Below are 25,039 nucleotides of genomic sequence, written 5' to 3' on the forward strand. Positions count from 1 at the left end.
TCCATGGGAAGCCTCACCGGTCGCGTGGCGATCGTCACGGGCGCCGGCCGCGGCCTCGGCCGTGAGCACGCACTGCTCCTCGCCGCCGAGGGTGCGAAGGTCGTCGTCAACGATCCGGGCGTGGCCGGCGACGGCCACGGCACGGACGGGGGTCCCGCCCATCGGGTCGTCGCGGAGATCCGGGCGGCCGGCGGCGAGGCGGTCGCCGATACGGGCCGGGTCGATGACTTCGACGCCGCGGGGACGCTGATCGCCCGTGCGGTGGCGGTGTTCGGCGAGTTGGACGTGCTGGTCAACAATGCGGGCATCACCCGCGATGCGACCGTGGCGAGGATGACCGAGCAGGAGTGGGACTCGGTGATCTCGGTCCACCTCAAGGGCCACTACGCCACCTTGCACCACGCCGCCGCCCACTGGCGCAGGCGGGCGAAGGCAGGGCAGCCGGTCAAGGCGTCCGTCATCAACACATCGTCCGGGTCCGGTCTGCGCGGCAATCCCGGACAGTTGAACTACGCCGCGGCCAAGGCCGGCATCGCCGCGATGACCGTGGTCGCCGCCCGTGAGCTGGAGCGCTACGGCGTACGGGTCAACGCCATCGCCCCCGTGGCCAGAACCCGGATGACGCTCGACACTCCCGGCCTGGCGGAGAAACTCGCCGCACGCGCCGGCGAGTTCGACGCCTGGGATCCGGCGAACGTCTCGCCCCTCGTCGCCTGGTTGGCCGCCGAGGAGTGCACGGCCAACGGACAGCTGCTCATGATCCGTGGCGGTCGGATCGATGTCTACGAGGGGTGGAGCGTCCGCGAGACCCATGAGCGCGAGGGCCGCTGGACGCCCGCCGACCTGGATCTGGCCCTCGCCCGACTGCCCTCCGCGCCGCCCCCGCTCGTCCCCTCCGTCTGAACGGCCACAGCTCCTCCCCGCCCGCGCGCCCCCTGCGCGCACACCCCTTCACCAGAAAGGCAGCCGTGTACACCACGCACATCGGCACCTCCACGCCGGACTCCATCAACATCTACGGATACGACCTGTGCTCGGAGGTCATCGGGCACGCCGGTCTGGCCGACCTCGTCTTCCTCGGGGCGCAAGGCCGACTGCCCACCGACAACGAGTCGAAGATGCTGAACGCCCTCATGGTGGGCATCGCCGAACACGGCTTCACTCCCAGTTCCCTGTCCGCCCGGCTCACCTGGCTCGGTGCCCCCGAGGCGACACAGGCAGCCGTCGCGGCAGGGCTGCTCGGCGCCGGCAGCGTCTATCTCGGTGCCATGGAGCTGACCGCCCGCACGCTCCAGGAGGCATGGGCAGCCGCACCCGAGGGCCAGCGCGTTGCGAAGACGGCGGGCGAAGTTCTGGACCGCTTCGAGACCTCCGGCGAGAAGGTGCCCGGATTCGGGCATCCGACCCACCGGCCGCGCGATCCGCGGACGGCCCGCTTCTTCGAACTCGCCGAGGAATGGGGATTCCTCGGACCGCACGGTCTGCTGCTGCAAGCCGTCCACTCCGAGTTGGAGCGACGCCGCGGCAAGCTGATCACCCTGAACGGCGCGGGGACCTTCGGCGCCGTTCTGTCCGATCTGGGATTCGGGTGGCAGCAGGTGCGCACCGTCGTGGTGGCGGCCCGGGCCGTGGGACTGGTCGGCCACATCGCCGAGGAGGCGGCACGCGGCACGGCCGACAGCACCGCCCAGGCGCTCTACCGACACGTCGAGCACCACACCGACTACCAGCCCAAGCGCTGAGGGCCGTCTCGGTGCGGACCCAGAACCAAACCGCGGAGAGACTCGCCCGTTGGGCGTGGTCGTACGAGCCGGATGCGAACGACCTCGCCCTGGCCGAGCGGTCCCTGCGGGACACGCTCGCCGTGACGCTCGCTGCCCGACAGCACGAAGTGGCGGCCCTCGCGGGTGGACTGCCCGAGGCCGCACGGTGGGCCGCCGTCGGTCACGTACTGGATTTCGACGACGTCCATGTGGAGTCGACGAGCCATGTCAGCGTGGTCATCGTCGCGGCGACACTGGCCGCAGGCGGCGGCGCCCGTGCCTATCTCGCCGGGGCCGGTGTGATGACCCGCCTCGGTAGGTCCCTCGGCTGGCCGCACTACGCGGCCGGTTGGCACGCCACCTGTACGCAGGGGGCACCGGCGGCTGCCGTCGCCGCCGGGGTCGCGTGGGGGCTGCCGCCCGACGGGTTGGCGACGGCGATGGCGCTCGCCCTGCCCGCGGCCGGTGGTGTTCAGGCGGCTTTCGGCACGCACGGCAAGGCGCTCCAGGTCGGGTTCGCAGCCGAGGCGGGCGTACGCGCGGCCCGTCTCGCCCGTGCCGGAGCAACGGCCGACGCACGTGCCGTGGACGAGTGGCTGGGGCTGGTGGGCGGCATCGGGACCGCATCCGGAGGCAGCCCGGAAGACCGCCCCGCCGTGGCCGACGGGCTCGCTATCAAGCTCCACCCCTGCTGCTACGCGATGCAGCGCCCGATCGCCGCCGTCCGCGAACTCCGGGAGCGTCACGGCCGCATCTCCCCGGCGGACGTCGTCGGGATCAGGGTCAGCACGCCCGAAGCGAGTATGCAGCCCTTGATCCACGATCGACCGAGGACCGGTCTTGAGGGCAAGTTCAGCATGCCCTACGCCGTCGCGACCGCACTCCTCGACGGCTTCCCGGACTTCACTTCCTTCACCGACGCAGCGGTCGGCAGACCCGAGGCGCAGCGTCTCGTGGCCGCCACGGAGATCGTGCGCACACCCGGTGGCGACGGCCTCCTCTCCGGTGAGGTGGACATCCGCCTGGAGTTGGCCGACGGCAGCACCGTGCGTACGGGCCTCGCCCAGCCTCCGGGGTCACCGCTGCGACCGCCCGCCCCGGAGGACCTGGCGAGCAAGTTCGCGGCGTGCGGTGCGGATGTGCCGGGACTCCTCGCCGGCGCCACCTGGTCCACAGCGCCCGGACTTCTTGCTTCCGCGCTGCCGGAACCCGGTCAAGACACTGGACACCTGCGTTAGCGCCGCTTAACTTATCTCTCATCCGGCACGATCTCGCCAGCTTGCACTCAGTGGCTTGATACAGCTTGTACTGGACTAATGCCGTTCTTAATCGCCGCCATCCGCGTTGGACGCCACGGAAGAAAATTCAGCGCTCGTTCACTTTGAAGTCGCCAGGAGATCTCGTGCCTCACGTTTGGCCGAAGAACATGCCGCCGTCCCTCGACATCCCGGAGGTGGGCGCCGACGCCCTGCTCGCGGGGGCCGCCCGTGCGTACCCGAACCGTGTCGCCCTCCTGGACGGCGAAGAGTCACTCACCTTCGCCGAACTCCACACGGCCGCCCTCCGGGTCGCCGGCGGGCTGCGCACCCGGGGCCTTGAGCCAGGCGACGCCGTGGGGCTGCACATGCCCAACACGTACTGGTACGTCGTGGCCTACTACGGCGCCCTGTGCGCCGGTCTCGCGGTCGCCCCGCTCAACCCGGCCCAGCCGGCCGGCGCGCTGCGCACCCAACTCGCCGACTGCGGCGCCCAGGCCGTCTTCACCCATCCGGCCAACGCCGCCGTGCTGTCCGAGGCCCTCCCAGAAGCGGTCCGCCTCCTGGTGCACGTCCCCGGCACGGCAGCAGGCCCGGCCCCCGCGGACGCGGTGCTTCCCACCGACTCCGTCCCGCTCGCCGAACTCCTGGCCGGCGAACCGCTGGAGGGCTACACCGTCGATCCCGATCTCGTTGCGCACCTCCAACTGACCGGTGGCACCACCGGCCGCTCCAAGGCGGTACGGGTCCTGCACCGCAACCTCGTCGCCAATGTCGTCCAGACCTGCTGCTGGCGCTCCGCGTCCCTGCCGAGCCTCGATGAGCAGGGCGGCGTCCGGGTCACGCGCATCGACGACCCCGCACCGCAGACCGTCCTGCCCGGTGAAGGGTGCAACATCGCCATCGCACCGTTCTTCCACGGGCTGGGGCTGGTCGGACACAACGCCAACACCCTGCTCGGAGCCACGGCGGTCGTCACCGGTGGCCGGTTCGACGCCGACCAGTTCATCCGGGACATCGAACGCCACCGCGTGACCCACATGTCCGGGTCCCCCGCCATGTACTACGGGATGCTGCGCAGCGCCGAACTGGACGAGCGCGACCTCTCCTCCGTACGCATGATCACCTCGGGCACCGCGCCGATCGACACCACCGCCCTGCGCAAGCTGCGCGAAGCGTTCCCCGGCGCCAGTGTCACCGAGGGGTACGGACTGAGCGAGGCGACCATGGGCCTGACCATGTCGCCCCCCGGTGCAGAGATCGAGACACCGACCGGCAGCGTGGGCGTCCCGATCAGCGACACCGAGGTCGAGATCCGGGCGGAGGACGGCGTCACCGTACGGAAGCAGGGCGAGACCGGTGAGATCTGGGCGCGCGGCCCGCAGATCACCGACGGCTACCAGGACGATCCGGAGCTGACAGCGGTGCAGTTCAAGGACGGCTGGCTGCGCACCGGCGACATGGGCCACTTCGACAAGAACGGCTTCCTGTTCCTAGTGGGCCGGGCGAAGGACATGCTCATCTACAAGGGATACAACGTCTATCCGCAGCCGTTGGAGGACCTCCTGTGCTCCCACCCGTCGATCGCACAGGCTTCGGTCGTCGGGCGCCCGCACCCGGAGTTCGGTGAGATCCCGGTCGCCTTCGTGGTCCTGCGCCCGCACGCGGCGGCGGAGGTGGAGCGGGGCCGGGAGTTCCTCGACGAGGTGATGGCGCACGTCGCGGCCCAAGTCGCCCCGTACCAGAAGGTCCGCGAGCTCCACGTGGTGGACGCGCTACCGCTGACACCGACCGGGAAGATCCTCAAGACGCAGCTCAGAGAGCGTCTGCGCGACGACCTGCGCTGACCTCCGCCCCCGACCCATCCAGCCGTACGAGACGAGGAATCCCGTGGACAGCGCTGCGTTCAAGGAAGTTCTGGAAGCGGTCCGCCGCTTCATACGCGAGGACGTCGTGCCGCGCGAACGAGAGATCGAACTCACCGACGAGGTCCCCGCCGACATCCGCCGCAAGGCCGTGGACATGGGCCTCTTCGGCTACACGCTCCCCGAGGAGTACGGCGGCATGGGCGCCCGGGTCGAGGAGGACGCCCGGCTGTGCTTCGAGTTCGGTCACACCAGCCTCGCCTTCCGCTCGATGTTCGGCACCAACATCGGCATCGCGGGTCAGGTGCTGGTGAACTACGGTACGGCCGAGCAGCGGGAGACCTGGCTACCGCGACTGGCCGAGGGTGCGGTGGCCTCCTTCGCGCTGACCGAGGCCGAGGCGGGTTCCGACCCGTCCGGCATGAAGACCCGTGCGGTCGACACCGGTGACGGGCACTACGAGATCAGCGGGGCCAAACGGTTCATCACCAATGCCGCGGTCGCCGACGTCTTCATGGTCTTCGCGCGCTCGGGCGAAGGCGAGAGGACGACCGACGGCATCTCCTGCTTCCTGGTGGAGAAGGGCGCGCCGGGCCTGGTGATCGGTCCCAAGGACGCCAAGACCGGGCAGGCCGGCGCCTGGACCTCCGAGGTCTTCTTCGACGGCGTCAGGGTTCCGCACTCTGCCCTCGTCGGCGGCTCGGCCGGCCAGGGGTTCAACGCAGCGATGCGTTCCCTCGCCAAGGGGCGGATCCACGTGGCCGCGCTGTGCGTGGGCCAGGCCACCCGTGCGCTGGAGGAGTCGGTCGAGTACGCCCGTCACAACAAGCAGGGTGGGGAGCCCATCGGACGCTTCCAGTTGGTCCAGGCGATGCTCGCCGAGAGCCGGGCCGAACTGGACGCCGCCCGGGCCCTGGTCCTCGACGTCGCCCGCCGGTACGACTCCGGTGAGGACACCAAGATCGGCCCGTCGACCGCGAAGCTGTTCGCCACCGAGATGGCCGACCGGGTCGCGGACCGGGCCGTGCAGATCCACGGCGGCATGGGCTACATGCGCGAGACCACGGTCGAGCGCATCTCCCGCGACGTCCGCGTGATGCGCATCTACGAAGGCACCAGTGAGGTGCAGAAGCTCATCATCGGCCGTGCGCTCCTTCGCGGCTGACCCCGAAAGCCACCCTCAGAGAGACGGGAACGCCATGACCACCACGCCGGAACTCGACTGGAACGACACCACCGACCGGGACGACGCGACCCGTGGCCTGATCGACCGGCTGGAGCCCTGCGTCATCCGCAACGACGCCGGCCGGGTCGTCTGGGACAACGACCGCTGGGACTTCCTCACCAAGGAGGAGTGCCCGCAGACCGTGCACCCCGGTCTGTGGCGACAGGCGGGACACAACACGGCGCAGGGGCTGTTCGAGGTCGCCCCCGGCTTCTACCAGGTGCGCGGTCTCGACGTCTCCAACATGACCATCGTCGAGGGCGACACCGGTGTGGTGGTCATCGACCCGTTGGTCTCCAAGGAGTGCGCGGCGGCCGGCATGGAGCTCTACCGCCGCAACCGCGGCGACCGTCCCGTCCGGGCCCTGGTCTACACCCACAGCCACGGCGACCACTTCGGCGGGGCGCTCGGCGTGACCACGGCCGAGGACGTGGCCGCCGGCCGGGTGGAGATCGTCGCCCCCGAGGGGTTCATGGAGCACGCGGTCAGCGAGAACGTATTCGCCGGACCGGCGATGCGCCGCCGCGCCGTCTACATGTACGGCAAGTCGCTGGCCCCGGGCGCCGAGGGCATGGTCGGCTTCGGCATCGCCCAGGGACTGTCGACCGGCACCATCGGCCTCCTCCCGCCGACGCGGACCATCACCCGCACCGGCGAGGAACTGACCCTCGACGGGGTGCGGTTCGTCTTCCAACTCGCGCCCGACGCCGAAGCGCCGTCGGAGATGAACTTCTACTTCCCGGACCACAAGGTCCTGCTGATCGCCGAGATGGTCAACCACACGCTGCACAACGTCCTGACGCTGCGCGGCGCACTCGTCCGGGACGCCCGCGCCTGGGCGACGTACATCACCGAGTGCATCCAGATCTTCGCGGACGCCGACGTCCTGATGGGCTCGCACAACTGGCCCACCTGGGGACATGCCGAGGTGCGTCGCATCCTGACCCAGCAGCGGGACGCGTACGCATACCTCCACGACCAGACGGTGCGGCTGATGAACCGGGGCCTGACCGGTCCCGAGATCGCCGAGGAGATCACCGAGTTCCCCGGCGAGCTGGGCTCGGCGTGGAACGTCCGCGGCTACTACGGCTCCCTCAGTCACAACGTCAAGGCCGTCTACCAGCGCTACATGGGCTGGTTCGACGGCAACCCGGCCCGTCTGTGGCAGCACCCGCCGACCGAGCAGGCCAAGCGGTACGTGGACTTCATGGGCGGCGCGGACGCCGTCGTCGTCCGGGCCCGGCAGTCGTTCGACGGGGGTGATCTGCGGTGGGTCGCCGAAGTCCTGAACCATGTGCTCTTCGCCGACCCGAATCACTCCGAGGCCCGTGAACTCCAGGCGCTGACCTTCGAGCAGTTGGGGTACGCCCAGGAGAACGGGGTCTGGCGCAACTTCTACCTCACCGGGGCCCAGGAGTTGCGAGCCGGTTCCGAAGGTCCCGCCGGTAGCGAGCCGCACCACCAGAGCCCGGACATGCTCGCCGGTCTGACGACGGAGCAGATCTTCCAGTCGATGGCGGTCCGTCTGGACGGACCGCGCGCCGCCGCCCACCGGCTGCTGCTGCGCTGGGAGTTCGAAGACATCGACGAGGTGTGGTCGCTCCTGGTCGGCAACGGTGTGCTCACCCCGATGCGCGGTGACGCCCCCGACGGCGAGGCCCCACAGCTCACCCTGCGGCTGGACCGCGCCACGTTCAACCGGATCCTCGCACGGCAGACGACGTTCACCGACGGGATCGGCTCCGGCGCGGTGGTCGCGGAGGGCAATGCCGGCGTGCTCACCACCCTCTACGGGCTGCTCGAAGAGCCCCCGTTGCACTTCGCCATCGCCCTCCCGTAGTCGGGTACCCCCACAGCACGCAGACCGCCGCACCATCCGCTCCACCGCAACGAAGCGAGGCTGAAGCCATGACGGACATCGTGGAACACAACAAACTCTTCATCGGGGGCACCTGGGTCGAGCCCTCGGGCTCCGACACCATCGACATCGTCTCACCGGTCACCGAACAGGTCGTGGGGCGCGTGCCGCACGCCACGCCCGCCGATGTGGACAAGGCCGTGGCCGTCGCCCGGGAGGCGTTCGACCACGGACCGTGGCCGCGGATGACGCTCGCCGAGCGGATCGAGGTCGTGACCCGGATCAAGGACGCGCTCGCCGCCCGCCACCGGGAACTCGCCGAGTTGGTCACCCTCCAGAACGGCTCCCCCATGCTGTTCTCGGTCCGCGGTCAGGCGCTGTCCGCCGTCGCGACGTTCGGGGTGGCGCTCGCCGCGGCGGCCGGGTTCACCGAGGAGGACGAGCGTCAGGGCACGGGCGGCCCGGTGCTGGTCCGGCGGGAACCGGTCGGCGTGGTCGCCGCGATCACCCCGTGGAACGTTCCCCAGCTGACCATCGCCGGCAAACTGGCACCCGCACTGCTCGCCGGTTGCACCGTCATCCTCAAGCCGTCTCCCGAGACCCCGCTCGACGCCCTGTGGCTGGCCGAGCTGTGCATGGAAGCCGGGGTGCCCGAGGGCGTGCTCAGCGTTCTGCCCGCCGACCGGGAGACCGGCGCGCACCTGGTGTCCCACCCCGGGATCGACAAGGTCGCCTTCACGGGATCCGTGGGCGCGGGCAAGGCCATCATGGCCGCCGCGGCGACCCATCTCACCCGGGTCTCCCTGGAACTGGGCGGCAAGTCCGCCGCCATCCTCCTCGACGACGCCGATCTGGCCGTTGCGATCCCCGCGATCGTCGGCGGAACCTGCGCCGCCAACAGCGGCCAGGCGTGCGTGGCCCTGACCCGCGTGCTCGTGCCCGCCTCCCGCTACGACGAGGTGGCCGCCGCTCTGACCGCCGCTTTCGCCCAACTCAAGGTCGGCGACCCCGCCGACCCCACGACGGTCGTCGGCCCGATGGTGACGAAGAAGCAGCGGGACCGGAACCTCGACTACATCCGCATCGGCCAGGAGGAGGGCGCACGGCTCCTGACCGGCGGCGGGGTCCCCAAGGACCTGTCGACCGGCTGGTACGTCGAGCCGACGCTGTTCGGTGACGTCACCAACGACATGCGGATCGCCCGTGAGGAGATCTTCGGCCCGGTCGTCTGCCTCATCCGCTACGAGGACGAGGCCGAGGCCGTCACGATCGCCAATGACTCCGAGTACGGCCTCTCCGGTGCCGTGTTCGGCGCCGACGCCGAACGTGCCACCGCGGTCGCCCGCCGCATCCGCACCGGAACCATCACCGTCAACGGCTTCCGGCTCGACCTGGCCGCCCCCTTCGGCGGCTACAAGAACTCCGGCATCGGCCGGGAGTTCGGCCCCGAGGGCCTGGCCGCCTACTTCGAGTACAAGTCCGTCAACCTTCCTGCCCCGGCGCAGGGCTGACCCCTCGACCCAAGGAGCTACCACCATGCACGCAGCCGTACTGCACAAGACCGGCGACACGACGCTGGACGTCACGGACGTCGAGTCCGTGTCCTTCGGACCGGGCCGGGTCCGCGTGAAGATGCACAAGGCCGGACTGTGCCACTCCGACCTGTCCGCGATGAACGGCGTGCTGATGCACCCCGCGCCGTTCGTCCCCGGCCACGAGGGTGCCGGAGAGATCGTCGAGGTCGGCGAAGGCGTCACCCACGTCAAGCCCGGTGACCGCGTCATCGTCTGTTGGATGCCGCCGTGCGACGCCTGCCCCTCCTGCAAGGCGGGCGACGGTCATCTGTGCCGCAGCGGCTACCGCAACCTCGCGAACCCGAACTTCCAGCACGGCGAGACGGTGCTCCCCGGCATGTTGGGCGCCGGCACCTTCGCCGAGGAGGTCGTGATCGCGGCGTACGCGGCCATCCCCATTCCGGACGACGTTCCCTATGACATCGCCGCCCTGGTCGGTTGCGGCGTCACCACCGGAATCGGCGCGGCCATCAACACCGCCAAGGTGCGGCCCGGCTCGTCGGTCGTCGTCATCGGTCTCGGCGGCGTCGGCGTCAGCATCCTCCAGGGGGCCAGGGTCGCCGGAGCCGCCCGGATCATCGCCGTGGACCCGACGGCGAACCGACGCGAGCTGGCGTTGGAGTTCGGTGCCACCGAGGCGATCGCCCCCGAGGAACTGGCCGAGGTGACGAAGCAGGTCACCAACGGCTTCGGCTTCGACTACGCCTTCGAGGCCGTCGGGAAGGCCGGCACCCTGCGGGCCGCGTACGACGCCACCCGCCTCGGCGGCACGGTCTGTCTGGTCGGCGCGGGCTCCCGCACCGACCTCACCGATCTGAGCATGGCGGAGCTGGTCCTCAACGAGAAGAAGGTCCTCCCCTCCTTCTACGGCGGGGACGACATCCGCCGCACCTACGCGAAGATCTTCGACCTGTGGCGGGCGGGCCGCATCGACCTTGAGTCGATGATCACGCATCACGTACCGCTCACGGACATCAACGAGGCCATCCGCCAGATGCACACCGGCGAGGCCCTGCGCACCATCATCGACATCGCCTGACCCGAGCGATCCGCCCGCCCGACCACGCGGGCGGGCAAGGAAGGGACCCCCGTGCGTCGCACTGTGTTCACGGAGGAACACGAGGCATTCCGGACCACCATCCGGGAGTTCGTCCTCAAGGAGGTCGTGCCCTACTACCGCGATTGGGAGCGGGCGGGGCACGTACCCCGCTCGCTATACCGAAGGCTCGGCGAGCTCGGCGTGTTCGGCATCCAGGTGCCCGAGGAGTACGGCGGTGCGGGGGTCACCGACTTCGCCTATCAGGCTGTGATCCGCGAGGAGTGCGCCCGGGCAGGCGTCAGCTTCGGCGCCGACGTCGTGCACACCTCCCTGGTGCTGCCCTATCTGCTGGAGTTCGGCAGCGAGGAGCAGAAGCGCCGCTGGCTGCCCGGGTTCCTCTCCGGGGAGCTGATGACCGCCATCGCCATGACCGAACCGGGCACCGGTTCCGATCTGGCGGCCATCAGCTCGCGTGCACACCTGTCCGATGACGGCACCCACTACGTGCTGAACGGCGCCAAGACCTTCATCACCGGCGGAGTCCAGGCCGACCTCGTCCTGGTCGTGTGCCGGACCGCCGCGTTCGATCCGGCGAACCGCCGCGCGGGGCTCTCCATCCTCTGCGTGGACACCGCTTCCGAGGGCTTCGCGGTCGGACGCAAGCTGGAGAAGCTGGGTCTGCGCGCCCAGGACACGGCGGAACTCTCCTTCGTCGACGTCCGGGTGCCGGTGGAGAACCTGCTCGGGGAGGAGGGCCGGGGGTTCTCCTACCTCACCCACAACCTGGTGGTGGAGCGGCTCGGCGCGGCCATCGGCAGCCAGGCGAGCGCAGCCGCCGCGATCGGCTTCGCCACCGAGTACGTGCGCGAGCGCGAGGTCTTCGGCAGGCCGGTGGCCGCCTTCCAGAACACCAAGTTCGTCCTCGCCGAATGCGCCACCGAAGTCGAGGCCGCACAGGCCATGGTGGACCGGGCCCTGGCACTGCACGCAGCGGGCGAACTGACCCCGGCGGACGCCGCGAAGGCCAAGCTGTTCTGCACCGAGACCGCCGGGCGGGTCATCGACAAGTGCCTCCAACTGCACGGTGGCTACGGCTACATGCTGGAGTACCCGATCGCCCGGTTGTACGCGGACACCCGGGTCTCGCGCATCTACGCCGGGACCAGCGAGGTCATGAAGACCATCATCGCCAAGGACCTCGGGCTGTAGGGCCGCGACGGTCCCGCCGCCTTCCCCTCATCAAGGAGACATCCCATGCGCGACGCAGTGATCGTCGACGCCGTGCGCACCGCCGTCGGCAAACGCAACGGCTCGCTCGCACGACTGCACTCGGCCTCGCTGTCGGCCCATGTGCTGAACGCCCTCGTCGAGCGCACCGGCCTCGATCCGTCCCTCGTCGACGACGTCATCTGGGGCTGCGCCGGTGCCGTCGGGATGCAGAGCGGCTGCGTCGGCCGCGCAGCCGTCCTGGCCGCCGGCTGGCCCGAGTCCGTACCCGGTCTGACGATCGACCGACAGTGCGGCTCCTCCCAGCAGGCCGTCCACCAGGCCGCGGCGGGCGTCATCTCCGGGCAGTACGAGGTGGCCGTGGCCGGCGGTGTCGAGATCATGAGTGCCATCCCGCTCGGCACCACGAAACTCGACGGGCGGTGCGGCGAACCCTTCGGCCCCGACGTCTTCCAACGGTACGGAGTCGACCGCTTCAACCAGGGCACGGGCGCCCAACTGATCGCCGACGAGTACGGCATCACCCGCACCCAGATGGACCAGCACGCGCTGGACTCCCACGCCCGCGCCGCCCGGGCCATCGACGAAGGACGCTTCAAGGACCAGATCGCCCCCATATCGGTCACCGACGCAGACGGCACCACCCGTGACTTCGACACCGATGAAGGCGTGCGCCGCGGCTCCACCCTGGAGACGTTGGCCGGCCTCAAGCCTGCGTTCGGCGAGGGCGGGTCGATCACCGCGGGGAATGCCTCGCAGGTCTCCGACGGGACCGGCGCACTGCTGGTGACCACGAGCGAGTTCGCCCGCGCCCGGGGCTGGACACCGCTGGCCCGGATCCACACCGCCGTCGTGGCGGGCACCGACCCGGTCACCATGCTCAAGGGCCCCATCCCCGCCACCGCAAAGGCGTTGCAGAGGTCCGGTCTCTCCCTCGACGACATCGGCGTGTACGAGATCAACGAAGCGTTCGCGTCGGTCACGCTCGCCTGGCTGAAGGAGACGGGCGCGGACTACGCGCGGATGAACCCGCTCGGCGGTGCGATGGCCCTCGGCCATCCCATCGGCGGCTCCGGCGCACGCATCATGACCACGCTCGTCCACCACATGCGCGACAACGCCATCCGGTACGGGCTCCAGTCCATGTGCGAGGGCGGCGGCATGGCCAACGCCACCGTTCTCGAACTCCTCTGACCACAAGGACCGCTGATGCCCCACACGCTTCCCCAAGACGGCCTCGGCCTGGTCGACTATCTGAGCCTGGACCGGGTGGGGCAGGACGTCTTCCACGGCTGGTGCCACGAGGGTCTGCCCCTGCGTGCCTTCGGCGGACAGGTCGCGGCCCAGGCCCTCACCGCGGCGGGCAGGACCGTTTCCGACGGTCGGTCCGTGCACTCGCTGCACGGTTACTTCCTGCGCGGCGGGAACACCGCCCGACCGGTCGTCTACCGGGTGGAGCGCCTGCGCGACGGCGGTTCCTTCGCCACCCGACAGGTGTCGGCGGCGCAGGACGGAGAGGTCATCTTCACCCTCTCCGCCTCCTTCAAGCGCTCGGAGCACGCCTTTGACCGCCAATCGGAGATGCCTGCGACACCGGATCCGGACACGCTCCCCGACCTGTACGAACTGTGGGCGGCTTCCGATCCGGCGGACTCCGGGCAGCAGGTCTACCGCCATGCGCTGGAGATGCGTCGGGTGCCCGATCCGCCCCGGCCCAGTACCCCCGGCATGACCGAGCAGAAGCTGTGGATCCGGGCGGCGGGTCCCCTCTCCGATGCCCCCATGCTCCACGCCTGTTCGCTCGCGTACGCCTCGGACCTCTTCCTGGCGCCGACGGCCGCGCTCTCGCTCGAACCCCCCAGACCGCTGCGCACCGAGCCGTCCAAGGTCTACTTGACCTCGCTCGATCACGCGATCTGGTTCCACCGCCCGTTCCGGGCGGACGAGTGGATGCTGTTCTCCCAGCGCAGCCCCTCGACCGTGGACGGCCGGGCGCTGGCGTTCGCCGATGTCTGGAGCCATGACGGCCGGTTGATCGCGCACGTGGTCCAGGAGGCGGTGCTCCGTCCCCTGCGTGAGAACCGTCGCTGACCTGCCCCTCCTCCCGGCAGCGGTGCCTCACCCGGCATGTCGACGGTCCGCCGGCCCCGTCCTACGAGGGCCAGCGGGTATCCCGGACAGGTGGGAACCGCGCCCCCACGACGACGTCGGCCTTCAGGACCACAACCGGGTCCTGAAGGCCGACGTTGTACGAGTACGCCGCATCGCTGCGGGCATCTCGACCGGTCCGTGCCGTGAAGTGGGCGTATTACAGCCCGAGGTCCTTGGCGATGATGGTCTTCATGACCTCACTGGTCCCGCCGTAGATCCGGGAGACCCGGGTGTCCGCGTACAACCGGGCGATCGGATACTCCAGCATGTAGCCGTAGCCACCGTGCAGTTGAAGGCACTTGTCGATGATCCGCCCCGCCGACTCGGTGCAGAACAGCTTGATCTTCGCCGCGTCGACGGCGGTGAGCTCGCCCGCGTCGTCCAACTCAACACCCCGGTCGGCCATCGCCTGCGCGGCTTCGAACTCGGCGGCGCATTCGGCGAGGACGAACTTGGTGTTCTGGAAGGCGGCCACCGGCTTGCCGAAGACCTCACGCTCGCGCACGTACTCGGTGGCGAACCGAAGGGCGGCGCGCGCCTGGGCGACACCGGCCACACCGATCGACAGCCGTTCGCGCGGCAGGTTCTGCGAGAGGTAGGCGAACGCCCCGCCCTCCTCCCCCAGCAGGTTCTGGACCGGGACCTCGACGTCCGCGAAGGACAGTTCGGCGGTGTCCATGCTGCGCCGGCCGATCTTGTCGAGCTTGCGGCCGACCTCGAAGCCCTCGCTCGCGGCCGGTACCACGAGAATCGACAGTCCTGCGCGGCGGTCCTGCGGGTCATGGGGCGACGTACGGCACACCACCAGGACCAGATCGGAGACGGCACCGCCGGTGATGAACGTCTTCGCACCGTTGAGGACGTAGTGGGTGCCGTCATCGGACAGCTTCGCGGAGGTGCGGATGCCCGCCAGGTCCGAACCGGTGCCCGGTTCGGTCATGGCGATCGCCAGCAGGATGTCTCCGCTCGCGCAACCGGGCAGCCAGCGCCGCTTCTGCTCCTCGTCGGCGAGGCGCAGCAGATACGGCAGGACCACCCCGGTGTTGACGTGGTGATGGCCGATGGAGGCGCCCGCCCGGGCCACTTCCTCGTGGATGATCGCCTGGAAGCGGTAGCTGGTCGGCCCGGCTCCGCCGTACTCCTCGGGAATGTCGAAGCCGAGCGCGCCGAGCTCGCCCAGTCTGGTGAATACTCGGCGGGGGACCTGGCCGGCCTGCTCCCACGCGTGGATATGGGGGGCTGCCTCCTTCTCGATGAAGGTACGGACGGTCTGCCGGAACGCCTCGTGGTCCTCGCCGTACAGGGTGCGTTTCATGGTCGTGGTGCCTTCTGCCGGGGGTGGATCACACGCGGGCGCCGTCGACGACCAGGCATTGGCCGTTGACGTAGTTGGTTTCCTGGAGGCACATCACATAGACCGCGCCGGCGGCTTCCTGTGGTGTGCCGGGGCGCCCCAGGGGGATGATCTTCGACGCCATGGCGGCCTTCTCCGGGTTCAGACCGACCTTGATCCGGCGGCCCTCGATCTCGACGGTGGCGTCGTCGGCGGCGGTGGCCTCGGTCATCCGGGTCAGGATGTAACCGAAGGCGACGGCATTGACGTTGACCCGGTAGCGGCCCCACTCCTTGGCGAGGGTCTTGGTCACCCCAATCAGACCGGCCTTGGCCGCCGCGTAGTTGACCTGGCCGAGGTTGCCGTAGAAGCCGGAGGTGGAGGAGATGTTGACGACCTTGCGGTGGTGGTCGACGGGGTTGTTGCGGAAGTAGGGCTGGGCTGCGCGCAGGATGCGGAAGGGTGCTTTGAGGTGGACGTCGAGGATGGCGTCCCACTGCTCGTCGGTCATCTTTTGGATGACCGTGTCCCAGGTGTATCCGGCGTTGTTGACGACGATGTCGAGACCGCCGAAGGAATCGACGGCGCTGGCGGTGAAACGCTCGGCGAAGTCTTCGGCGGTGACGGATCCGACACAGGTCACGGCCTTGCCGCCGGCTGCCTCGATGTCGGCTGCGGTCTCCTCGGCAGGTCCGCGGTCGAGGTCGTTGACCACGACCGAGGCGCCTTCGGAGGCGAGCTTGAGGGCTATCTCACGGCCGATGCCACGGCCGGAGCCGGAGACGATGGCGACCTTGCCGTCCAGGGTTCCCATGGTGGTTCCTTCGTGTGGATGAGGGATGGAGTGGTGTTTCCGGGGTCGGCGCTTGTGGGGTCGGCGCCGGGCTGCGCCCCGGTTCTGTCGGCGGCCGTGGGCCCGGTCATGCCTTCGGTACGAGGGCGTCGACGGCGTCCGGGTGGAGGCCGATCTCGGTAAGCACCTCACGGGTGTGGGCGCCCACCAAGGGGGCGGCCCGCGGAGTGGTGGCGGGAGTGCCGTGGAAGCGTGGCGCGGGCGCCGGCTGGAGCAGCCCGTTCTCGGTGTAGTAGGTGCCGCGTGCCACGTTGTGCGGATGGGCCGCGGCCTCGGTCAGTCCGTACACCGGGGTGACGCAGGACTGCGTGCCGTCGAAGGTGGCGGTCCACTCCGCGCGGGTGCGGCGGGCGAAGACCTCGCCAAGGCGGGCGCTCATCGCGGGCCAGGCGTCCCGGTCGTGCTGCCGGTCGAAGAGCGGGTCCGCGGCCAGGCCGAGGACGTCCAACAGGACCGCGTAGAACTGTGGCTCCACACTGCCGACCGCCATGTGTCCGCCGTCGGACGTGCGGTACGTACGGTAGAAGGGGGCGCCGCCGTCGAAGAGGTTGACGCCACGGGCGTCCTCCCAGCGGCCGACCGCCAACAGGCCGTGGATCAGGGCGAGTTGCACGGCAGTGCCGTCGGTCATGGCGGCGTCGATGACCTGTCCCTCACCGGTGCGCTGTGCGCTCAGCAACGCGGTGGTGACGCCCAGGGCGAGGAGCATTCCGCCGCCGCCCATGTCGCCGAAGAGGTTGAGCGGGACGGGCGGGTTCTCGTCGGCGCTGCCGAGGGCACCGAGCGCGCCGGCGACCGCGATGTAGTTGATGTCGTGGCCTGGTGCCTGTGCGAGCGGACCGTCCTGGCCCCAGCCGGTCATACGGCCGTAGACGAGCCGGGGGTTGCGCGCGAGACAGGTGGTGGGGCCGAGGCCCAGGCGCTCGGCGACACCGGGACGGAAGCCCTCGACGAGGGCGTCGGCGGTGTCGATGATCGCGAGCACCGCTTCGACGCTCGACGGGTCCTTCAGGTCGAGGGCGACCGAGCGACGGCCCCGGTGCAGGATCGGGTGTTTGGTCGGGGTGCCCGTTTCGGCGGGTCGGTCGACGCGGATGACCTCGGCGCCCTGGTCGGCCAGCAACATGCAGGCGAAGGGTCCGGGCCCGATGCCGCCCAGTTCGACGACACGGATGCCGACCAGGGGGCCGGAGGCGGCAGCGGTGGACGAGTCGGTGTTCATGGGGCTCGGGTTCCTTCTTTTCCGGGAGGGCAACTGCTCGACGGTTTGGATCCGGCCGCACGGGTCCGCTGGGGAAGGGCCTAGGGTCTAGAGCCCGAGGTCCTTGGCGATGATGGTCTTCATGACCTCGCTGGTGCCGCCGTAGATCCGGGAGACCCGGGTGTCCGCGTACAACCGGGCGATCGGGTACTCCAGCATGTAGCCGTAACCACCGTGCAGTTGGAGGCACTTGTCGATGACGCGTGCGGCGACCTCGGTGCCGAACAGCTTGATCTTCGCCGCGTCGGCGGACGTCAGCTCACCGGTGTCGTCGAGTTCGATGCCCTTGTCCACCATGGCCTGCAATGCCTCGACCTCGGCGGCGCATTCGGCAAGGACGAACTTGGTGTTCTGGAAGGCGGCCACCGGCTTGCCGAAGACCTGGCGTTCCAGCACGTACGCGCGGGCGAAGGTGATGGCCGCCGCGGCGGATGCGACGGCGCCGACACCGATCTGGAGGCGTTCGCGGGCGAGGTTCTGGCCGAGGTACGAGAAGCCCCTGTCGGGCTCGCCAAGGACGTTCTCCACCGGCACGCGGACGTCGGTGAAGGACAGTTCGGAGGTGTCGGAGGAGCGCAGCCCGATCTTGTCGAGCTTGCGACCGTACTCGAAGCCCTCGCTGTCGGTGGGGACGACCAGCAGGCTCAGTCCATGGCGACGGTCCTCGGCGGTGGCCGGGGCGGTGCGGGCCGCGACCACGCACAGTTCGGAGTTGCGTGCACCGGTGATGAACGTCTTCGCGCCGTTGAGGACGTAGTGGGTGCCGTCCTCGGACAGTTTGGCGGTGGTGCGGATGCCGGCCAGGTCGGAGCCGGTGCCGGGTTCGGTCATGGCGATGCACAGCAGGGTGTCGCCGGAGGCGATGTCGGGCAGCCAGCGCCCCTTCTGCTCCTCGTTCGCGAGGTTGAGCAGATAGGGCAGCACGATGCCGGTGGACACGCCGTAGTGGCCGAGGGAGACCGCGGCACGCGCACACTCCTCGGTGACGACGACCTGGAACTTGTAGCTGGTGTCCCCGGAGCCGCCGTACTCCTCCGGGATGTCGAAGCCCATGACGCCCAACGCGCCGAGCTTGCGGAACAGGTCGCGGTCGACGAGGTTGTCCTTCTCCCACTGCTCGAAGTGGGGCGCCACCTCCTTGGCGATGAAGTCCCGGATCATCGCCCGGAATGCCTCGTGTTCCTGGGTGTAGATGCTGCGCTTCATGACGGGGTCCCTGTGCTCGTTGCGGGGTCTGTGAGGGGTGCGTGCCCCACCGCCGTGCACGGTCGGTCGGCGGTGGGGCACGGGGGGTTCGGCGCGGTGGCCGGGGTCAGCGGGAGCCGCCGTCGACGGTCACGACCTGGGCGCTGATGTAGTTGGCCTCCTGCGTGCAGAGCAGGTAGATGGCACCGGCGGCCTCGTACGGGGTGCCGGGGCGGCCGAACGGATTGGTGCGCTTGACTGCCTCGGCGATCTGCGGATTGACGCCTACCTTGATCTGACGGCCCTCGATCTCGACGGTGGCGTCGTCGGCGGCGGTGGCCTCGGTCATCCGGGTCAGGATGAAGCCGTAGGCGACGGCATTGACGTTGACCCTGTACCGGCCCCACTCCTTGGCCATCGTCTTGGTGAAGCCGATGACACCGGCCTTGGCGGAGGAGTAGTTGGCTTGTCCCGGGTTGCCGTACTGGCCGGAGACCGAGGAGACATTGACGACCTTGCGGTGGTACTCGGTCGGGTTGGCCTTGATGTAGGGCTGGGCGGCCCGCAGGATGCGGAAGGGTGCTTTGAGGTGGACGTCCAGGATGGCGTCCCACTGTTCGTCGGTCATCTTCTGGATGACCGTGTCCCAGGTGTATCCGGCGTTGTTGACGATGATGTCGAGACCGCCGAAGGAGTCGATGGCGGTGGTGACGAAACGGTCCGCGAAGCCCTCTTCGATGACGGATCCAACGCAGGTGACGGCCCGGCCGCCGGCCGCTTGGATGTCGGCTGCGGTCTCCTCGGCCGGTTCCTTGTCCAGGTCGTTGATCACGACGCTCGCACCTTCGGATGCCAGCTTGAGCGCGACCTCACGGCCGATCCCACGACCCGAGCCGGAGACGATGGCGACCATGCCGTCCAGGGTTCCCATGATGCGTGTTGTCCTTAGCTTCGTTGGTGACGGGATCAGTTGGCGGTGACGACTGCGAACCCCTGGAGGGTCACGGTGCCATCGGGGAGGGCGATCGTGAGGTCGAGGTGTGCGAGGCCGTCCTCGACCCTGGTGACCGTGCCCGTGCACACCGGAGTGGCGTTGACCGGGGTGATCGCGGAGAAGCGCACTCCGTAGGACGCGATGCGCTCCTGGGGGACCCAGTCGGTGAGCAGTCGTCCCAGATAGGCCATGGAGAGCATGCCGTGGGCGAACACGTCCGGGATGCCGACGTCGTGGCAGGCGTCGGTGTCGATGTGTACCGGGTTGTGATCGCCCGAGGCACCCGCGTAGAGCGCGAGTACGGTGCGGGTGACCCTGGGGGCTTCGAGACTGAGGCTGTCGCCCGGGTTCAGGGTGGGCATCACGTGGCCGCCTTCGGGTCGCGCACGACGGTGGTGCTGGTGAGGGTGGCGATCGGCGTGCCGTCGCGGGTGACATGGGTGTCGCGGACGATGAACTCCAGCGCGCCGCCCTTCTTCGTGTACACGTCCTTGACCTCGGTCCAGAAGGTCAGGAGGTCACCGGCGTACGCCTGGGCGTGGTACGTGAACTGCTGGCCGCCGTGCAGGATCGTGCGGAGGTCGATCCCGAGGTCGGCGAGGAATGTGCCGCGGTCGGGATTGTCGAGTTCCAGGCAGAAGAGGAAGGTCGGGGGGAGCGGTAGGTCGCGGTGGCCGGCGGCTTCGGCTGCGGTGAGGTTCGTGTAGATGGTGTCGGTCTGGCCGGTGGCTTGTGCAAAGAAGCGCAGTCGGCCGCGTTCGGCGGTGGTGGTGAAGGGTTGGGTGCGGGTGCCGACGAGGGTGGGGTCGATGGGCATGGTCAGGAGACCTTCTCGAAGAGGGTGACGACGCCGGCGGTGCCGAGGCCGAGGTTGTGTTGGAGTCCGATGCTCGCGTCGTCGACCTGTCGGGCCCCGGCCTCACCGCGCAGTTGCCAGGTGATCTCGGCCGTCTGGGCGAGACCCGTCGCGCCCAGGGGATGCCCCTTGGACAGCAGGCCACCGGACGGGTTGGTCACGACCCGGCCGCCGTAGGTGTTGTCGCCGTCGAGGATGAACCTCTCGGCGCCGCCCTCCTCACACAGGCCCAGTCCCTCGTAGGTGAGGACCTCGTTGACGGTGAAGCAGTCGTGCAGTTCGACGACCTTGATGTCCCGTGGATCGACACCGGCCTTCTCATAGACCTCGGTGGCTGCGGCCCGGGTCACATCGGTCCCGACCAGGGACATCGCGCTCTTCTTGTCGAAGAGGTCGGCCGCATCCGACTGGAGGGTCTGGGCCGCGATGGCGACCTTGGGCGTGAGTCCGTTGCGCGCGGCGAACTCCTCGGAGCAGACGATCGCCGCGGCGGCGCCGCAGGTGGGCGGGCAGCACTGGAGACGGGTCAGGGGGCCGGCGATGCGTGGACTGTCGAGGACGTCGTCGAGGGTGATCGGGTCGCGGAAGACGGCGTAGGGGTTGTTCGCCGCGTGCCGACGCGCCTTCACCGATACCCGGGCGAAGACCTCGGCGGCCGTACCGTACTTCTCCATGTACTCGATGCCGGCAGCGGCGAAGTACTGCGGCGTCATGGGCAGTGCGGGGTCCACGTCATAGACGCTCTTCAAGCCGGCGGCAAAGTCGGTCAGTGGGATCGGTCGATCCGTCCACTTGGCACCGAGCGCGCCGGGTGGCATCTGCTCGAAGCCCACCGCGAGCGCGCATTCGACGGCGCCGCTCTCCACGGCCTGGCGGGCCAGCCAGAGCGCGGAGGAGCCCGACGCACAGTTGTTGTTCACGTTGAGCACCGGCACCCGGGTCATCCCGAACCGGTAGACCACCCGCTGACCACAGGTGGAGTCGCCATAGACGTATCCGGCGTACACCTGCTGGATCTTGTCGTAGGTCAGTCCTGCGTCCGCCAGTACGGCCCGGACGGCACCCGTGCCCATCTCGTCGTACGTCTTGGCGGCACTGGGCTTGGCGAACGGGACCATGCCCACCCCGGCCACCAGCACTCTGCGGCTCATAAAAACCTCCAGATTTAGGTTAGCGCAGCTTCACTTTTCTGTGAAAAGCACCTGATGTCAAGGCTTACCTTTGCCTACCAACTGGTTTTCGCCGAGAATCTGGCCAGAGTTCGCGCGGCACCCGCCCCACTCGTCTCCACCGACGCGACAGAAGGGGGTCCACTCGATCGCTCGTTCACTTCCCATCACCCGTCGAGTGCACCGCCAGATGCATAGGTGAATACGAGATAACCCAATACCGGCCCGTCGCACGGAGGGTCCGTACGGCGGGCCGGTGCTCGGATGCCGAGCTCGATCAGGCCTTGACGGCGAGCCTCGCCGCGTCTCGGTCCGGATGGGCGAGCATCAGCGCGACCACCGCTCCGATCATCATCGTGACGCCGAGGAGCATGAATCCGTCGCCGTAGCCCGCCGCGACGGAATCGCCCGAAGCGACCAGTGCTCCGATCACCATGGGCGCGATGACCCCGCCCAGGCTGTAGACGCCGGTGACGATTCCGAAGACCATGCCGCGCTGACGGGCCGGCACCACGTCGGCGAGTCCGGCGAAGGCGACGCCGTACCCGGCCGAGTTCAGACAGGAGCCCAGGATGAGCAGCGCCATCTGCGGCGCACCCCGGTCCAGCGAGGAGAAGCCGATGGTGCACACCCCGGAGGCCAGGACCAGGCCCGCCGGCAGAACGGCCCGCGTCATGCGGTTCCCGATGCCGCGCCGGGTCAGCGCGCGGGAGACCACTCCGGCCAGGATCACCGCGATGGCACTTCCCAGATAGGGCAGGGCGACGAGGTTCCCAGCCGTTTCGGCGTCGTATCCCAACCCTTCCCGCAGATAGAGCGGAAGCCAGCTGACCTTCACCGAAGTGTTGGCGTACGCCACGAAGAACAGCAGCGTCATGCCGATGAGGGTGCCGGTGCCGAACAGCTTGGCCAGCGGCACCCGCTCCGGAAGGGCCGTGGCAGCTTCGCCGCCGTGACCGGTGGATGTGGCCTCCGGGCCCGAGTCGCCGGCCAGCAGCCACATCAGGGCGACGACCGCCCCGAACACGGCCAGGGTGCCGAAGGCCATGTGCCAGGAGTACTCCGAGATCACCCAGGTCAGGACGGGTGCCGCGATGAGCGGCCCGATGCCTGCACCCGCGACGACGATCGAACTGGGGACGGCTCTCTTGTGGGCGGGGAACCAGGAGTGGGCCACCTGCATGGCGAGGGCCGTGGTCGGCCCTTCCGCGAACCCGAGGAGAACACGGCACGCGATGATCGTGGTGAAGCCGGCCTGCGCGGCCATCGGGGCCAAGCTCAGCGCCCAGATAGTTGCTATCCCCGCCAGCAGCCAGCGGGCGCGGATCTTGCCGCCGAGCCAACCACCGAGGATGGACCCGACGGCGAAGAGCCAGAAGAAGCTGCTCTGGATCACGCCGAACTGGGCGTCGTCCAGCCCCAGGTCCTTCTTCATGTCCACACCAGCCAGCCCCACGACGACCTTGTCGGCGTAGTTGACGAGCATCAGACAGACCAGCAGGGCGAGGACGCCCCATGCCCGACGCCTGACGGAAGGATCTTGGCTGCGCCCCACACCCACTGGGGTCGAGCCGGATTGCGCGTGCTGATCAACAGGCATACGAGCCTCCTCGGAACACGACCTAATGGGCATGAAGTGAACCATCCATAACCTTGTTGAACAAGGTCTAAGGAAGAGGCACCCGATCGCGGATGAGACTCGTACGCTAGTTACTGTCAATTAACTTGGAGTGGCGCTCCCCTTGGCGTAGTCATAGAAGCCCCGGCCCGTCTTCCGGCCGAGAGTGCCGGCAGCGACCATCCTGCGCAGCAGTGGCGGCGGGGCGTACAGCGGCTCCTTGTACTCCTCGTACATCGACTCCGCTATCGACCGGGCCGTGTCGAGGCCGATCAGGTCCAGAAGCCTGAGCGGCCCCATGGGATGCGCGCAGCCGAGCACCATGCCGTTGTCGATGTCCTCGGCGGACGCGATGCCGGACTCCAACATGCGTACCCCGGACAGGAGATAGGGCACGAGGAGGGCGTTCACGACGAAGCCCGCACGGTCACGGGCCCGTACGACGGTCTTGCCGAGCGTGTCGGTACTGAAAGCGGCGACGCGCTCCGTCACCGCGTCGGCGGTGAGCTGAGTGGGAATGATCTCGATCAGCCGTTGTACGGGGACGGGGTTGAAGAAGTGCACGCCGACGACCTGGTGCGGGCGGTGCATGACCATGGCGAGCTCGATGATCGGGATCGACGAGGTGTTGGACGCGATGACGGCTTCGGGATCCGCCAACACCCCGTCCAGCGCCCGGAAGACGGCCCGCTTCACCTCCTGCCTCTCCGCGACCGCTTCGATCACCAGGTCCCGGTCGGCCAACGCCGCGATGTCGGTGTGGAAGTCGAGACGTTGGATGGCCGCCGCCCTGTCCGCCTCCGTCACCTTGCCGCCGCGACGGCCACGGTCCAGCGAGGCGACGACCCGTTTCCGACCCGCCGCGAGCGCCGGCTCGTCCGCCTCCACGACTTTGACGTCCAGGCCCGCCCGTGCACAGACCTCCGCTATCCCGGCCCCCATCAGGCCGCACCCCACCACACCGACCCTGTCGAACGCACGCATCGTACGAAGACCCCTCTCATCACTACTCGTTCACGAACCCATGCAGGACGAACCCATGCCACCGGCTGAGAAACCGGGCCGGCCCTATCGCCAGTCGACGAGGCCGCCGGTGTCACACACCTCCAGGACGACCCCTCCGACGGCCGGGTCCTGACCCGCGACAGGGCGCACCCGCATCCCGACCCGGACGTCGTTGGGGGCCGCGCCGACGATTCGGCAACGGAACACGAACCCCTCGGGGAACCGGACGAGCGACTCGTTGCGGGCCGAACCCGAGTACCGGTGCACGACGGTCGATTCGACGACGACACCACGCCCCGGGCCGCGTTCGACGCGGAACTCGCTCGACGAGCAGACGGGGCACAGGAGCCGCCGGAAGGACGCGGTGCCGCACCAACGACAGCGCTGATAGGTGAGCCCGGAGTCGTCGCTCCGACCCACCGACGGAACCGTCTCCTGCTGGGGCATAGGACGAACCATATGGCACTCAGTACCCTTCAACTAAGGAACTGAGTGCCAGCCTGCCATCCTCACACCCTTCTTGGCGACTGCCGAGCACAACAAAGAAGTGAATTCCTCATCACTTTCATGGAAGAGGGTGGCTCTCGACCGTCGAGGGCCGGAGCGATCGACGCCGGCAGGCTCATGAGCTGCTTTCCCGCGGATACTCCTCGAACGGAACCGCGGTCGACCTCATCGCTCCCGACCACGAGCAGGGATCTGTGAAAACTCACTCACCTTCCCAGAAGAGCCCAGTCAGTCGAACGGGGTCCGCTGGGCCACTTCGACGGGATTGGCGCTTGCGCCCGGCAGGCAGTCTTCTCGGGG

22 protein-coding genes are annotated in these 25,039 nt (G+C 68.9%); 11 read left to right on the top strand and 11 right to left on the bottom strand.

Annotated features, from left to right (window positions below):
• The first annotated feature begins 3 nt into the window (after window positions 1-3).
• From ABZ348_RS00990 to ABZ348_RS01040, 11 genes are all read left to right on the top strand, one after another.
• The gene (locus tag ABZ348_RS00990) at window positions 4-903 is read left to right on the top strand and encodes an SDR family oxidoreductase (RefSeq protein ID WP_358927968.1); all 900 of its coding nucleotides are present in this window, start codon (window positions 4-6) and stop codon (window positions 901-903) included.
• A gap of 65 nt (window positions 904-968) precedes the next feature.
• Window positions 969-1,742 (top strand): citryl-CoA lyase, encoded by a 774-nt coding sequence (locus ABZ348_RS00995; RefSeq protein WP_358927970.1) that lies wholly within the window; start codon window positions 969-971, stop codon window positions 1,740-1,742.
• A gap of 11 nt (window positions 1,743-1,753) precedes the next feature.
• A complete protein-coding gene (locus ABZ348_RS01000) occupies window positions 1,754-3,001 on the top strand; it encodes an MmgE/PrpD family protein (RefSeq protein ID WP_358927972.1) in 1,248 nt (415 codons plus the stop codon).
• Between the two features lie 164 nt (window positions 3,002-3,165).
• On the top strand, window positions 3,166-4,866 hold the full coding sequence (locus ABZ348_RS01005) for a class I adenylate-forming enzyme family protein (RefSeq protein ID WP_358927974.1): 1,701 nt from the start codon (window positions 3,166-3,168) through the stop codon (window positions 4,864-4,866).
• A gap of 43 nt (window positions 4,867-4,909) precedes the next feature.
• Window positions 4,910-6,049: an acyl-CoA dehydrogenase family protein gene (locus ABZ348_RS01010; RefSeq protein WP_358927976.1), complete on the top strand. Its 1,140-nt coding sequence runs from the start codon at window positions 4,910-4,912 to the stop codon at window positions 6,047-6,049.
• Between the two features lie 34 nt (window positions 6,050-6,083).
• Entirely contained in the window at window positions 6,084-7,949 is a 1,866-nt protein-coding gene (locus ABZ348_RS01015; RefSeq protein WP_358927978.1) for an alkyl sulfatase dimerization domain-containing protein, read from the top strand.
• Between the two features lie 68 nt (window positions 7,950-8,017).
• The gene (locus ABZ348_RS01020; protein WP_358927980.1) at window positions 8,018-9,478 is read left to right on the top strand and encodes an aldehyde dehydrogenase; all 1,461 of its coding nucleotides are present in this window, start codon (window positions 8,018-8,020) and stop codon (window positions 9,476-9,478) included.
• A 25-nt stretch (window positions 9,479-9,503) separates the two neighbouring features.
• A complete protein-coding gene (locus ABZ348_RS01025; RefSeq protein ID WP_358927982.1) occupies window positions 9,504-10,580 on the top strand; it encodes a zinc-binding dehydrogenase in 1,077 nt (358 codons plus the stop codon).
• Between the two features lie 51 nt (window positions 10,581-10,631).
• Entirely contained in the window at window positions 10,632-11,789 is a 1,158-nt protein-coding gene (locus tag ABZ348_RS01030; protein ID WP_358927984.1) for an acyl-CoA dehydrogenase family protein, read from the top strand.
• Window positions 11,790-11,834: 45 nt separating this feature from the next.
• A complete protein-coding gene (locus ABZ348_RS01035; protein WP_358927986.1) occupies window positions 11,835-13,001 on the top strand; it encodes a thiolase family protein in 1,167 nt (388 codons plus the stop codon).
• 15 nt (window positions 13,002-13,016) lie between these two features.
• Complete coding sequence (locus ABZ348_RS01040) at window positions 13,017-13,898, top strand: acyl-CoA thioesterase II (protein ID WP_358927988.1); 882 nt, start codon at window positions 13,017-13,019, stop codon at window positions 13,896-13,898.
• A 217-nt stretch (window positions 13,899-14,115) separates the two neighbouring features.
• On the opposite strand, the gene ABZ348_RS01045 is transcribed toward ABZ348_RS01040, so the two are convergent.
• The 11 genes from ABZ348_RS01045 to ABZ348_RS01095 form a co-directional block, all read right to left on the bottom strand.
• Window positions 14,116-15,273, bottom strand: coding sequence for an acyl-CoA dehydrogenase family protein (locus ABZ348_RS01045; protein WP_358927990.1), 1,158 nt, complete (start codon window positions 15,271-15,273; stop codon window positions 14,116-14,118).
• A 28-nt stretch (window positions 15,274-15,301) separates the two neighbouring features.
• Window positions 15,302-16,105 (bottom strand): SDR family oxidoreductase, encoded by an 804-nt coding sequence (locus tag ABZ348_RS01050; protein ID WP_358927991.1) that lies wholly within the window; start codon window positions 16,103-16,105, stop codon window positions 15,302-15,304.
• Between the two features lie 106 nt (window positions 16,106-16,211).
• Window positions 16,212-17,366, bottom strand: coding sequence for a CaiB/BaiF CoA-transferase family protein (locus ABZ348_RS01055; RefSeq protein ID WP_358927993.1), 1,155 nt, complete (start codon window positions 17,364-17,366; stop codon window positions 16,212-16,214).
• 87 nt (window positions 17,367-17,453) lie between these two features.
• The gene (locus ABZ348_RS01060; RefSeq protein ID WP_358927995.1) at window positions 17,454-18,611 is read right to left on the bottom strand and encodes an acyl-CoA dehydrogenase family protein; all 1,158 of its coding nucleotides are present in this window, start codon (window positions 18,609-18,611) and stop codon (window positions 17,454-17,456) included.
• Between the two features lie 106 nt (window positions 18,612-18,717).
• On the bottom strand, window positions 18,718-19,521 hold the full coding sequence (locus ABZ348_RS01065; protein WP_358927997.1) for an SDR family oxidoreductase: 804 nt from the start codon (window positions 19,519-19,521) through the stop codon (window positions 18,718-18,720).
• A gap of 35 nt (window positions 19,522-19,556) precedes the next feature.
• Window positions 19,557-19,946, bottom strand: a complete 390-nt coding sequence (locus ABZ348_RS01070; protein WP_358927999.1) for a MaoC/PaaZ C-terminal domain-containing protein — start codon at window positions 19,944-19,946, stop codon at window positions 19,557-19,559.
• Window positions 19,946-20,401 (bottom strand): MaoC family dehydratase N-terminal domain-containing protein, encoded by a 456-nt coding sequence (locus ABZ348_RS01075; RefSeq protein ID WP_358928001.1) that lies wholly within the window; start codon window positions 20,399-20,401, stop codon window positions 19,946-19,948. The genes ABZ348_RS01070 and ABZ348_RS01075 overlap by 1 nt, the downstream gene beginning before the upstream one ends.
• Window positions 20,402-20,403: 2 nt before the next feature.
• Window positions 20,404-21,591, bottom strand: coding sequence for a lipid-transfer protein (locus ABZ348_RS01080; protein WP_358928003.1), 1,188 nt, complete (start codon window positions 21,589-21,591; stop codon window positions 20,404-20,406).
• A gap of 295 nt (window positions 21,592-21,886) precedes the next feature.
• Window positions 21,887-23,209 carry an MFS transporter gene (locus ABZ348_RS01085; RefSeq protein ID WP_358928005.1) on the bottom strand — a complete coding sequence of 441 codons (1,323 nt, stop codon included), beginning with the start codon at window positions 23,207-23,209 and terminating at the stop codon, window positions 21,887-21,889.
• A 120-nt stretch (window positions 23,210-23,329) separates the two neighbouring features.
• Entirely contained in the window at window positions 23,330-24,211 is an 882-nt protein-coding gene (locus ABZ348_RS01090) for a 3-hydroxybutyryl-CoA dehydrogenase (RefSeq protein ID WP_358928007.1), read from the bottom strand.
• Between the two features lie 84 nt (window positions 24,212-24,295).
• Window positions 24,296-24,679, bottom strand: coding sequence for an OB-fold domain-containing protein (locus ABZ348_RS01095; RefSeq protein ID WP_358928009.1), 384 nt, complete (start codon window positions 24,677-24,679; stop codon window positions 24,296-24,298).
• Window positions 24,680-25,039: the final 360 nt, after the last annotated feature.

Source organism: Streptomyces sp. NPDC005963, from assembly GCF_040638655.1.
GTDB lineage: Bacteria > Actinomycetota > Actinomycetes > Streptomycetales > Streptomycetaceae > Streptomyces.

Bases quoted from the DNA above. Each gene is read 5' to 3' on its own strand.
- ABZ348_RS01095 (WP_358928009.1), bottom strand. From the start codon at position 24,679: ATGCCCCAGCAGGAGACGGTTCCGTCGGTGGGTCGGAGCGACGACTCC.
- ABZ348_RS01045 (WP_358927990.1), bottom strand. From the start codon at position 15,273: ATGAAACGCACCCTGTACGGCGAGGACCACGAGGCGTTCCGGCAGACC.
- ABZ348_RS01065 (WP_358927997.1), bottom strand. From the start codon at position 19,521: ATGGGAACCCTGGACGGCATGGTCGCCATCGTCTCCGGCTCGGGTCGT.
- ABZ348_RS01040 (WP_358927988.1), top strand. From the start codon at position 13,017: ATGCCCCACACGCTTCCCCAAGACGGCCTCGGCCTGGTCGACTATCTG.
- ABZ348_RS01070 (WP_358927999.1), bottom strand. From the start codon at position 19,946: ATGCCCACCCTGAACCCGGGCGACAGCCTCAGTCTCGAAGCCCCCAGG.
- ABZ348_RS01020 (WP_358927980.1), top strand. From the start codon at position 8,018: ATGACGGACATCGTGGAACACAACAAACTCTTCATCGGGGGCACCTGG.
- ABZ348_RS01015 (WP_358927978.1), top strand. From the start codon at position 6,084: ATGACCACCACGCCGGAACTCGACTGGAACGACACCACCGACCGGGAC.
- ABZ348_RS00990 (WP_358927968.1), top strand. From the start codon at position 4: ATGGGAAGCCTCACCGGTCGCGTGGCGATCGTCACGGGCGCCGGCCGC.
- ABZ348_RS01080 (WP_358928003.1), bottom strand. From the start codon at position 21,591: ATGAGCCGCAGAGTGCTGGTGGCCGGGGTGGGCATGGTCCCGTTCGCC.
- ABZ348_RS01060 (WP_358927995.1), bottom strand. From the start codon at position 18,611: ATGAAGCGCAGCATCTACACCCAGGAACACGAGGCATTCCGGGCGATG.
- ABZ348_RS01075 (WP_358928001.1), bottom strand. From the start codon at position 20,401: ATGCCCATCGACCCCACCCTCGTCGGCACCCGCACCCAACCCTTCACC.
- ABZ348_RS01085 (WP_358928005.1), bottom strand. From the start codon at position 23,209: ATGCCTGTTGATCAGCACGCGCAATCCGGCTCGACCCCAGTGGGTGTG.
- ABZ348_RS01090 (WP_358928007.1), bottom strand. From the start codon at position 24,211: ATGCGTGCGTTCGACAGGGTCGGTGTGGTGGGGTGCGGCCTGATGGGG.
- ABZ348_RS01050 (WP_358927991.1), bottom strand. From the start codon at position 16,105: ATGGGAACCCTGGACGGCAAGGTCGCCATCGTCTCCGGCTCCGGCCGT.
- ABZ348_RS01035 (WP_358927986.1), top strand. From the start codon at position 11,835: ATGCGCGACGCAGTGATCGTCGACGCCGTGCGCACCGCCGTCGGCAAA.
- ABZ348_RS01025 (WP_358927982.1), top strand. From the start codon at position 9,504: ATGCACGCAGCCGTACTGCACAAGACCGGCGACACGACGCTGGACGTC.
- ABZ348_RS01055 (WP_358927993.1), bottom strand. From the start codon at position 17,366: ATGAACACCGACTCGTCCACCGCTGCCGCCTCCGGCCCCCTGGTCGGC.